The sequence below is a fragment of the Nocardia thailandica NBRC 100428 genome (genome assembly GCF_000308795.1).
Classification (GTDB): domain Bacteria; phylum Actinomycetota; class Actinomycetes; order Mycobacteriales; family Mycobacteriaceae; genus Nocardia; species Nocardia thailandica.
In genome coordinates this window covers 21632-31616 of record NZ_BAGK01000146.1, presented here as the reverse complement: position 1 = coordinate 31616, position 9985 = coordinate 21632, and the positions used below count along the sequence as shown (strand labels likewise).

The 9985-nt window shown below is 74.8% G+C and carries 8 protein-coding genes and 1 pseudogene; 4 read left to right on the top strand and 5 right to left on the bottom strand.

Annotated features, from left to right (window positions below):
- Positions 1 to 25: 25 nt before the first annotated feature.
- The 3 genes and pseudogenes from ON36_RS16035 to ON36_RS16025 all read right to left on the bottom strand — a co-directional run.
- Positions 26 to 403: pseudogene (locus ON36_RS16035) on the bottom strand (shikimate kinase); the annotation flags it as partial.
- 146 nt (positions 404 to 549) lie between these two features.
- Positions 550 to 1758, bottom strand: a complete 1209-nt coding sequence (aroC, locus tag ON36_RS16030) for a chorismate synthase (RefSeq protein WP_043653581.1) — start codon at positions 1756 to 1758, stop codon at positions 550 to 552.
- A 233-nt stretch (positions 1759 to 1991) separates the two neighbouring features.
- On the bottom strand, positions 1992 to 2444 hold the full coding sequence (locus ON36_RS16025) for a prepilin peptidase (protein ID WP_043653595.1): 453 nt from the start codon (positions 2442 to 2444) through the stop codon (positions 1992 to 1994).
- A gap of 173 nt (positions 2445 to 2617) precedes the next feature.
- On the opposite strand from ON36_RS16025, the gene ON36_RS16020 reads away from it, so the two are divergent.
- The 4 genes from ON36_RS16020 to ON36_RS16005 are packed head-to-tail and all read left to right on the top strand — an operon-like array spanning position 2618 to position 5128.
- Positions 2618 to 3745 carry a M24 family metallopeptidase gene (locus tag ON36_RS16020; RefSeq protein ID WP_043653580.1) on the top strand — a complete coding sequence of 376 codons (1128 nt, stop codon included), beginning with the start codon at positions 2618 to 2620 and terminating at the stop codon, positions 3743 to 3745.
- Between the two features lie 48 nt (positions 3746 to 3793).
- Complete coding sequence (gene efp / locus ON36_RS16015) at positions 3794 to 4357, top strand: elongation factor P (protein WP_043653577.1); 564 nt, start codon at positions 3794 to 3796, stop codon at positions 4355 to 4357.
- Between the two features lie 4 nt (positions 4358 to 4361).
- Positions 4362 to 4862, top strand: coding sequence for a transcription antitermination factor NusB (nusB, locus tag ON36_RS16010; RefSeq protein ID WP_043653575.1), 501 nt, complete (start codon positions 4362 to 4364; stop codon positions 4860 to 4862).
- Positions 4862 to 5128 (top strand): YciI family protein, encoded by a 267-nt coding sequence (locus ON36_RS16005; protein WP_245558096.1) that lies wholly within the window; start codon positions 4862 to 4864, stop codon positions 5126 to 5128. Before nusB ends, ON36_RS16005 begins: the two co-directional genes overlap by 1 nt.
- A 9-nt stretch (positions 5129 to 5137) precedes the next feature.
- On the opposite strand, the gene ON36_RS34750 is transcribed toward ON36_RS16005, so the two are convergent.
- On the bottom strand, positions 5138 to 5812 hold the full coding sequence (locus ON36_RS34750; RefSeq protein ID WP_052314040.1) for a serpin family protein: 675 nt from the start codon (positions 5810 to 5812) through the stop codon (positions 5138 to 5140).
- Positions 5813 to 6453: 641 nt separating this feature from the next.
- Complete coding sequence (locus ON36_RS15995; protein WP_043653573.1) at positions 6454 to 9984, bottom strand: NERD domain-containing protein; 3531 nt, start codon at positions 9982 to 9984, stop codon at positions 6454 to 6456.
- Position 9985 lies beyond the last annotated feature (1 nt).

The window sequence follows — 9985 nt, the reverse complement described above, 5'->3', positions numbered from 1 at the left end:
CCGGATGTCCATCAGCTCACGGTATTTTCGCGGCGGGGTCGGCGCCGTTGAGCAGCGGCCGGGTGTTGCTCGCACCGGTGCGCCGAAGCCCTTCGGCGACGCTGATCTCCAGGTACACGACGGTCACCGAGCGCAGCAGCTGCCGGGTCCGCGCCGACAGCACGGCCCCGCCGCCCAGGGAGACCACGCCGTCGTGCCCGAGCACGGCCCGGCGCACGACCTCCTCCTCGATGCGGCGGAACTCCGGCTCCCCGTCCACGGCGAAGATGTCGGGGATGGTGCGCCCGGTGTCCTCCTCGATCCCGTTGTCGGTGTCGTAGAGCGCCACCCCGAGCTCGCGCGCCAGCTTGCGCCCGATCGTGGACTTGCCCGCGCCCGGCGGGCCGATCAGCACCACCCGCACCGGGGCGTCCGCCCGCGGGGACGGCACGTCCCCCGCGGCGGAATCGCCTGCGGGGGAGCCTGTTCCGGTATGCGTGAGGTCGGGCGGCGCGGCATCCCGGGGCGCGGCGGCGTCGTGCTCCGCCTGCCCCTGCGGCACCTGCTCGTTCACTGCGTCCGGCTCTCCGCGGGCACGTGCGGACGGCTGCCGATGCGCTCGAGGTAGGCCGTGACGTTGTCGACGGTCTCGGTGAGGGAGTCGCCGCCGAACTTCTCCAGCGCCGCCTGCGCCACCACGAGGGCCACCATCGACTCGGCCACCACGGCGGCGGCGGGCACCGCGCACACATCCGAGCGCTGGTGGATGGCCACGGCCTCCTCGCCGCTGGACATGTCCACGGTCGACAACGCGCGCGGCACCGTGGAGATCGGCTTCATGGCCGCGCGCACGCGCAGCGCCTCACCGTTGGTCATGCCGCCCTCGAGGCCGCCGGCGCGGTTGGTCGAGCGCAGCACGCCGTCGGGGCCGGGGCGCATCTCGTCATGGGCCTGGCTGCCGCGCCTGCGCGCGGTCTCGAAACCGTCGCCCACCTCGACGCCCTTGATGGCCTGGATGCCCATGAGCGCGGCGGCCAGCCGCGAGTCGAGGCGGTTCTCGCCGCTGGTGAACGAGCCGAGGCCGACCGGCAGCCCCTCCACGATCACCTCGACCACGCCACCGAGGGTGTCGCCGTCCTTCTTGGCCGCCTCGATCTCGGCGATCATCGCGGCCTCGGCCTCGGCGTCGAACGCGCGCACGGGGCTGGCGTCGATCGCGTCGGAATCGGCGGCGGTCGGGGCGACCCCGGTGGTGTTGGTGGCGGTGCCGATGGACACCACGTGCGAGACGACCTCGACGCCGAAGGCCTGGCGCAGGAAGTTGCGCGCCACCGTGCCCGCGGCGACCCGGGCCGCGGTCTCGCGGGCACTGGCCCGCTCGAGCACCGGGCGGGCGTCGTCGAAGTTGTACTTGAGCATGCCGGAGTAGTCGGCGTGGCCGGGACGGGGGCGGGTCAGGGGCGCGTTGCGGGCCATGCCCGCCAGCGCCTCGGCGTCGACCGGATCGGCCGACATGACCTCGGTCCACTTGGGCCACTCGGAGTTGGCCACCTCGATGGCGACCGGGCCGCCCATGGTCCGGCCGTGGCGGACACCGCCGACGAGGGTGACCTTGTCGGCCTCGAACTTCATCCGGGCGCCGCGCCCGTAGCCGAGCCGCCGGCGCGCCAGCTGTGCGGAGACGTCGTCCGTCGTGACCTCTACTCCGGCCACCATCCCTTCCAGGAGGGCGACGAGAGCGGGACCATGGGATTCTCCGGCAGTTATCCAGCGCAGCACGCCTCCCATCCTTCCATGTCGGCCGCGATCTCCGGGCACGCGGTCCGCTGTGGGCTCGTGCACACCCGCGTGCGCGGGCCGGCGTCGCCAGGCCTCCCACAGCACCACCTGTCCCGCGCGGGACGAGCGGCCCGCCGGATGCCGGGAACGGGCGGCGTCGGCCGCCGCGTCCGCCGGGGCTCGCCGCGCCGGATCGCCGGGTGGGGGAACGAGGCGCAGGTGGCGGCGGGCGGTCATGCCGCGACGATCGCGGCCAGGGTCGCCGCGCACATGGCGGGCCCGTGCGGGACGGGGCTGTGGCGCAGGGCGCGCACGCCGCCTCCCGCCCGCCACCGGTGGGCCAGGAAGACCGCGGCGGCCACGGCGGTGCCGAGCGGCGCGGCGACGGCGGCCCACACCCAGGCCGACGGGCCCGCCAGGGCCGCGGCCGCGCCGAGCGCCACCGCCAGCTTCACGTCCCCGGCGCCGAGGGCGGCGGGGGCCAGCAGGTGGCACAGCAGGTACGGCACCGCGAGCAGCAGCGCGCCGACGGCGGCGACAGCGAGCCTGCCCTCGAGCGCGGCGTAGCCGAACACGGCGAGCGCGCCGATGCCGGTGAGCGCGTTGGGCAGCCGGCGCAGATGCAGGTCGAGCACGCCGAGCAGCAGGCACCAGGCGGCGAGGCAGCAGAACGAGGCAGTGGTCATGCCGAAGATCCTGCGGCGCCGCGGCACCCGGCGGCGGGGCCCGACAGGCGAATGGGGACAACGGGACCCATTGTGGACACGGCCCCTTCCACCTGTCGCCGACCTGGGGCTCCGCCGTCGCGGACCCGGTGTTCGGTGCCCCACCGCCGACGCGGGAGCGGTAGCGTTGACCCATGTGTGCTGACTACGCGGGCCCCGGCCCGGACTACGCGGCGCGGCGCGGCAACCTGCGGAGCCTGCTCGTCGAGAACGGCCTCGACGCGCTGCTGGTGACCGATCTGGTCAACGTCCGCTACCTGACCGGGTTCACCGGCTCCAACGCGGTCCTGCTCGTGCACGCCTGGGACACCCGCGCCTCCGAGGACCGCTCGGTCATCGGCACCGACGGCCGCTACTCGGCCCAGGTCGCCGCCCAGGTACCCGACCTGCGCGCCGAGATCGCCCGCGCCACCGCGCCGCGCATCCTCGGCCTGGCCGGGGAATGGCAGCTGGGCCGGGTCGGGTTCGAGAGCCACGTGGTCACCGTCGCCGAGCACACCGCGTTCGGGGAGCTGCGCACCGGCCTGCAACTGGTGCCGACACCGGGACTGGTCGAGCAGCTGCGCATGGTCAAGGACGCCTACGAGATCGAACAGCTGCGCGCCGCCTGCGCCGCCGCCGACGCCGCCCTGCGCGACCTGCTCGACCAGGGCCTGATCCGCGCGGGCCGCACCGAACGCCAGATCGCGCGCGACCTGGAGTGGGCCATGTTCGCCCACGGCGCGGAGGCGGTGTCGTTCGAGACCATCGTCGCCGCGGGCGCGAATTCCGCCGTCCCGCACCATCGCCCGACCGGTGCCGTCCTCGCCGTCGGCGACTTCGTGAAGTTCGATTTCGGCGCGGTCGTCGGCGGCTACCACTCCGACATGACCCGCACCCTGGTCCTCGGCAGGCCCGCGGACTGGCAGCTCGAGATCTACGACCTGGTCGCGCGGTCGCAGCGGGCGGGCTGCGCGGCGCTCGCGCCGGGGGTGGCGACCAGCGCGGTCGACGCGGCCTCGCGCTCGATCATCGAGGACGCGGGCTACGGTCCACAGTTCGTGCACGGCCTCGGTCACGGGGTCGGTCTGCAGATCCACGAAGCGCCGGGAGTGGCCAAAACGTCAACCGGTACACTTCTCCAAGGCGTGGCGGTGACCGTCGAACCAGGTGTGTACCTTCCCGGCCGCGGCGGGGTCCGGATCGAGGACACCCTCGTGGTGCGCGAGGGGACCCCGGAACTGCTCACCCTCACCAGCAAAGACCTGACCGTCGTCGACTGACGCCGGTCGGCCCCAGACGCAGTAACTCACCAAGGAGATCCGAGGACAGTGGCGGACACCAGCGACTTCAAGAACGGCCTTGTGCTGAAGATCGACGGTCAGCTCCAGCAGATCGTCGAATTCCAGCACGTCAAGCCGGGTAAGGGCCCCGCCTTCGTGCGGACCAAGCTGAAGAACGTCGTGTCCGGCAAGGTTGTCGACAAGACCTTCAACGCCGGTGTCAAGGTCGAGACCGCGACCGTCGACCGTCGCGACATGACCTACCTGTACCACGACGGCACCGACTACATCTTCATGGACGGCGAGACCTACGACCAGATCTCGATCCCGGAGGAGACCATCGGCGACGGTGCCCGCTTCCTGCTCGAGAACATGGCCGTGCAGGTGGCCGTGCACGAGGAGGCCCCGCTGTTCGTGGAGCTCCCCGTCTCCATCGAGCTGGTCGTGCAGCACACCGACATCGGCCTGCAGGGCGACCGCTCCACCGGCGGCACCAAGCCGGCCACCCTGGAGACCGGTGCCGAGGTGCAGGTCCCGCTGTTCATCAACACCGGCGACAAGCTGCGCATCGACTCGCGCGACGGCAGCTACCTCGGCCGCGTCAACGCCTGATCCGGTGGCCGAGGACCAGAAGGGCTCCTTCAAGAAGCTCGGTGCCCGCCACAAGGCGCGCCGCCGCGCGGTCGACCTGCTGTTCGAGGCGGAGGCGCGCGACGTCGACGTCTCCGATCTGCTCGCCGAGCGCGCCGAGCTGGCCACCCGCGACCAGGCGGTCGCCCCGGTGCACGCCTACACCCACACCCTGGTCGAGGGCGTCGCCGACGACCTGGACCGGGTGGACGGCACGATCGAGTCCTACCTGCAGGACTGGACGCTCTCGCGGCTGCCCGCCGTCGACCGCGCGATCCTGCGCGTCGCGGTGTGGGAGCTGTTCCACGCCACCGACGTCCCGCCGGTCGTCGCGGTGGACGAGGCGGTCGAGCTCGCCAAGGAGCTGTCGACCGACGACTCCCCGTCGTTCGTGAACGGGGTGCTCGGCCAGGTCGTGCAGGTGGCGCCGCAGGTGCGGGCCGCCGCGGCCGCCACCCGCGCGCCGCGTCCCGAGCCGGAGCGGTAGTGGACACCAAGTACCTGGTGATGGTCATGCGCACGCCGCGCTTCGACCAGTCGGTGATCGAACCCCATCGCGAGTTCCTGGCGGGCCTGCTCGCCGAGGGCAGGCTCGTGGAGAGCGGCAAGTTCACCGACGGCACCGGCGGCGCCTATGTCGTGCGCGCCGCCGACCTGACCGAGGCCACCGCCCTCGCCCACGCCGATCCGGTGTACACCACCGGCGCCTCGGACGTGACGGTCCACGAATGGGAGATCACCGCCTCGGCGTGATCGGTCCCGCTATGACGGCCGCGTACCCCCGCCGGGGGCGCGGCCGTCGTCGTCGGCGGGGGCCTCCGCGAGATGCCCGGCGAACACCGCGGCGCCGCTGGGCCGGTGGACCGCGAGGAACGAGAACGGCCGATTGACGGTGACGCGGCGGACGACGATCTCGTGCGCGTCGGGCCGCAGCGCGGCGCGGACCATGCCGATCGCGGTGACCGCGGCCGCCGAGAAGCCCGCGGCCGTGAACTCCGCGAACACCCGCTGGCGTGCCTGGGAGACCCGCAGCGGCGTGTCGGCGACGCCGGGGAAGTGCCCACCCGGGCCGCCGGCCGCGCGCAGGCCGAACGCCGCGGCGTGCGCGAGGAGGTCGTGCTCGGAGGACAGCCGGAACGGGGGGAGCGTGAGTTGTTCCCGGTCGCCGGGCCGGGGCGCGCGCTCACGCACCACGTCGAGCCCGGGCGCCCGCGTGCCCGGCGGCGGGGACGGCATCGCCGGGCAGTTCCCGTCCAGCGCGTCCAGCCCGCTCGCGAGCACCTCGCCCGCCGGGCCGTCTCCCAGCAGCACGTGGACGTCGAGGTCGCCGGTCCCGCGCACGACGACCCGGGTGACCGGACGCGGCCCGTGCAGGACCGCGACGGACCCGGCGTCGGGGACGGCGCGGTCAACCCGGGCAGCGGACGTCCCGCCCACGGACCCCGCCCGGCGACGAGCCGGGTCGGCCGGAACGGAGTGGTCCAGGTGGTGCGCGCGGCAAGCGCCGTGGCCAGCACGAGGAGCGTGTCCGGTCCGACGTCCAGCGGGAACCGGGGGATCAGCCCGCCGGTGTGCTCGCGCGCCCAGGCGTCCCGCCCGGCGCGGTCCGGCAGCGGTCCCGCCGCGCCCGGCAGCTGCGCGACCCAGTCCGCGCGCGGGACGATGCCGCGGAACCAGGCCGCGAAGGCGCCCGAGATGCCCTCCGCCGCCTGGAGCTCGGCCATGACGGCGCGGGCCACCCGCGTGGGCCCGGTCGAGGGGGAGGCCGACCGCCTCGGCGAGTTCGGCGCGCGCGGTTCCGGTCGCCGCCGGGGCCAACGCGGCGAGCAGCGGCCACAGGCCCGCCCCCGAGAGCACGAAATCACCCTCGCTCGCGGCGCACCAGCGCGCGGTCAGGCGATTGCTCGCCACCGCCCACGGCACCTTCGTCTCGGCCATCCCGGCAGCCTAGCCGCCGGCGCGGGCTCCCGAGTGCCTCCGCCGGTGGGTGTACGGGCCCGGCGGAGGCGTGTGCGAGAGCACCCACCGATCCTGCAACCTCGAGCGCGCTCGAGGTCAAGCGCGGTCGCCCGCCGAGGTCAGCGATCGCGGACGAGGGGCGCGAGCACCGCCGTGACCTGCCCGCTCGACGGCTGACCGAGCCTGCGCCCCAGCACATCCGGCGCCGAGGCGGCCGCCCGGCAGCGGTCGGGCTCGGTCGAGGCCGGGTCGTCGCTGTAGCGCTCCCCGACCAGGTCGGCCCGGGCGACCTCACGGCGCGTCCGTGCCTCGTAGACGACCAGCTGATAGGTCGCCCGGAACAGGTTGACCGTGCGCGCCACCCGCGCCGCCTCGCTCGGCGGGTACCAGCACGTCTGCACCAGATCGCCCATGCCGGTCTGCCGCAGGCACGCCACCAGCTGCACCTCGCCCGGATCCTCCGGGTGCCACGCGGGCCCGCCCGCGGGCACCATCCCGGCGAGATCGCCCGCCAGGCGCACCGGCCGGGCGCCCGCGTCCGCGAACTCCGCCGCCTTCGGGAACGTCTTGGTCTCGTCCCCGCAGAGACGGTCGTAGTCGGCGACCACGAACCGCGACGCCGCCACCGCGGTCACGCCGTAGAAGGTCGCCCCGAACAGCACCAGGACCAGCACCAGCCCGATCCCCGGACCGATCCGCGGGCGCCGCCGCGCCGGCGCCTGCCGCGCGACCTTCGCCGCGCGCCCGGCGCGCCCCGGACCCGACCTGCCGCGCCCACGCACGAACCCCGGCAGTTCCGGCCGCCACTTCGGCGCGGGCGCGGGCTGATTCGGCTGCCACCACTGCGCGCCACCGGACGCCGAGGGCACGGGTTCGCCACGCAACTGCTGGAACGCGCCGTCGACATGGTCGAATTCGCCGTCGGCGGTCCGGGCGTGGAAGTGCCCGCCCGGGGAGTCGTCGTATGCCCGGCCGTCGTCCGGGTCCGTTCCGGGCTCCCGGTCGTCGTAGCCGGATGCGTCGTCGTGGTCCCTCCCGTCGTGGTCGTCGGCGTCCACCGCGTAGCCGTCCGCGTCGTCGCGTTCGTCGTCGTCGGGTGCGCGCCACGCGCCGAGGTATCGCCGACCGGATTCGTCGCGATCGTCGCGCTGCCGTTCGCCCCGCCATCCGGCCCCGCGTTCGTCGTCGTCCCCATCGGCGTGGTCGGCGTAGTCGGCGTAAACGGCGTGGTCGGAGTGTCGGCCCTCTTCGGAGGCGGTTCCCCGCGTGTGGTCCCGGCCGGTGTCGCGTTCGTCGGTGCTCGTGTCGGGGAATCGCTCCCGCTCGGGGGCGTTTCGTTCCGCGTGGTCGCGCCCGGCCGCGTGTGCGTCGCTGTCCGCGTCGGGGAACCGATCCTCCTCGGGCGCGATCCGCCGCGCGTCGCCCCGCCCGGCGCCCCACTCGTCGCCGTCCGCTCCCGGGGATCGGCCCTCGTCGGACGAGGTCCGTTCCGTGTCGTCCCGTTCGGAACCGAGGTCGCGGCCGTCCAGCCGGTCACGGTCCTGGTCCTGGTCCTGGTCCTGGTCACGGTCGTGGTCGTCGTCGCGGCGCGACCGGGCGGCTCGCGCCGCGAGTACCCCGGCCCCGACCGCGCCCGCGAGGGCCGCCCCGGCGGCGACGCCGCGCAGGGTCCGCCCGCCCTCGCCGTCGTCGTCCTCTTCGACGTCGCCGTCGGCGCTGTCCGCCGGGGCGCGTCCTCCGCGATCGGGCGCGTCGTCGGTCTCGGTGGCAGCGACGCGCGCGTCCGCCGCCTGCTTCCGATCGCGGCCGTCGCCGTGGCTGTCGGCCTGGCGGGCGTCGCCGTGGGTGTCGGCCTCGCGGTCGCCGGCCGCATCCGCCTCGGCCGGCTCTCCGCCCCGGCCGTCGTTCGCGCGACGCTCGCCCGCGGATCGGCCCGCCGCGCCGGTGTCGACGCCGCGCCGATCCGCCGTGTCGTTGTCCTGTCCGCTCTCGGCGGTCGCCGTGTCGGTCTCGGGAGGCGTGCGCGTCTCGGTGTCGACGCTACGCCGATCCGCCGTGTCGTTGTCCTGTCCGTCCCCGCCGGTCGCCGTGTCGGTCTCAGCGGCCGTGCGCGTCCCGGCGGCCGCCGAGGCGGCTTCGACCGCCGCGCGGGTTCCGGCCGTGTCCGGAGCACCGGCGTCGCCGTCGCCGGGCACGTCGAGCGCGGTCGCCCGCGCTCCGGTGTCCTCGCCGCCGGAAACGTCCAGTCCGTCGTCGCTTTCGGCCCCGGGGGCAGCGCGATCGAGCTCGGCCGGCCGTTCGGTGGGGTGGTCCGCCCGGGGTTCCGCGGCTCGATCGACGTCGGTGCCGTCGTCCGAGCGGTCGGCTTGGGCGTCTCCTTCTCGCGCCGACCTGCGTTTCCGTGCCAGCGCCGCGGCGCCGGCGCCGATCACCCCGGCCGCGGCCACACCCGAGACGATCCCGCGCAGCCGCCCGCGCGACGCGCCCTGCTCTCGATCGGTGCCGTCCACCGCCGGGCCTCCTTCGCCGGCCGGCGATTCGCCTCGGCCGTGACCGGCCTCGTCGCCGGGTGACGTGGCGCGCGGCGCATCGCCGGCGTCGGGCCGTGCACCGTCGACGCCGCGGACGGTCTCGCGCGGGTCGGGGACGGTCCGCTCTCCGGTGTCACCAGCGCCCGGCGCGTCCCGGTCGTCGCCGGAATCGCCCCCGGACGACGCCCGCTCCTCGGCGGTGCCCGCGCCGGTTCCCCCGGCACCGATCGACCCGACCGCGATCTTGTTCGAGGACCCGGCCGCCCGCGAGGCGGCGGACCCGTGCGCCGCGTCGGCGGCCAGTTCCCGCTCGATGTCGGCGTCCTTGCGCAGGTTGATCACCGGGCGGGTGTCGGTCTCCGGCGTCGTCCCCGCCTCCCGGCCGTCCGCGGACGACCCGCTGTCGCCGCGGCCGAGCCGGTCGATGGCGGCCAGGAAGCCCGGGCCGGCGGCGCGTTCGGGGGCGGGTCTGCGGTCGCCGACCGTCTGGAACTCGTCGGGGAAACCGTGCGCGGCGAGGTCTTCCGGGGAGGGCAGCAGGTGGTCGAGGTTGAGGGTGTGGAAGACGGTGGCCACGTCGTCGATGCTGAGCCGGACGGTCCGGCCGATCTCGGAGCGGAAGTACTCGCGCAGGGCCACGCAGCCGTTGCGGTCGGCGATGAGGACCCGGTAGCCGTCGGCCAGGCGGGTCTCGTCGTAGGCGACGCGGGCCCACGGCTGGGGGAGCAGGGTGATGACGGCGTTGACCCAGCCCGTGATGCCCGCGCGCTGCAGCAGGTTCTTGGTGGCGAACACCTGCCTGCGGACCTGCAGGAACGGGTTGGGTGCGCGATCGGGGTGGTAGAGCGCGGCGAGGTCGTCGCCGACCTTCCACGGCCCGTTCGCCGGGGTCACCAGGGTGCCGTTCTGGCGGGCGGTGAAGCCCTTCACCTCCACGACGGTCACCCCGCGCGGCGTACACACCAGCGCGTCGACCTCGACGGACCCGCCCCGGTACTCGGGCACGTGGCACCGGAAGACGGCCACCCCGCCGATGCTGGGATCCCAGTCCCGCATCGCACGCCCGACCACCTGTTCCGCGCCGTCGAGCTCGGTACCGTCCGCAACGACGACGATCACC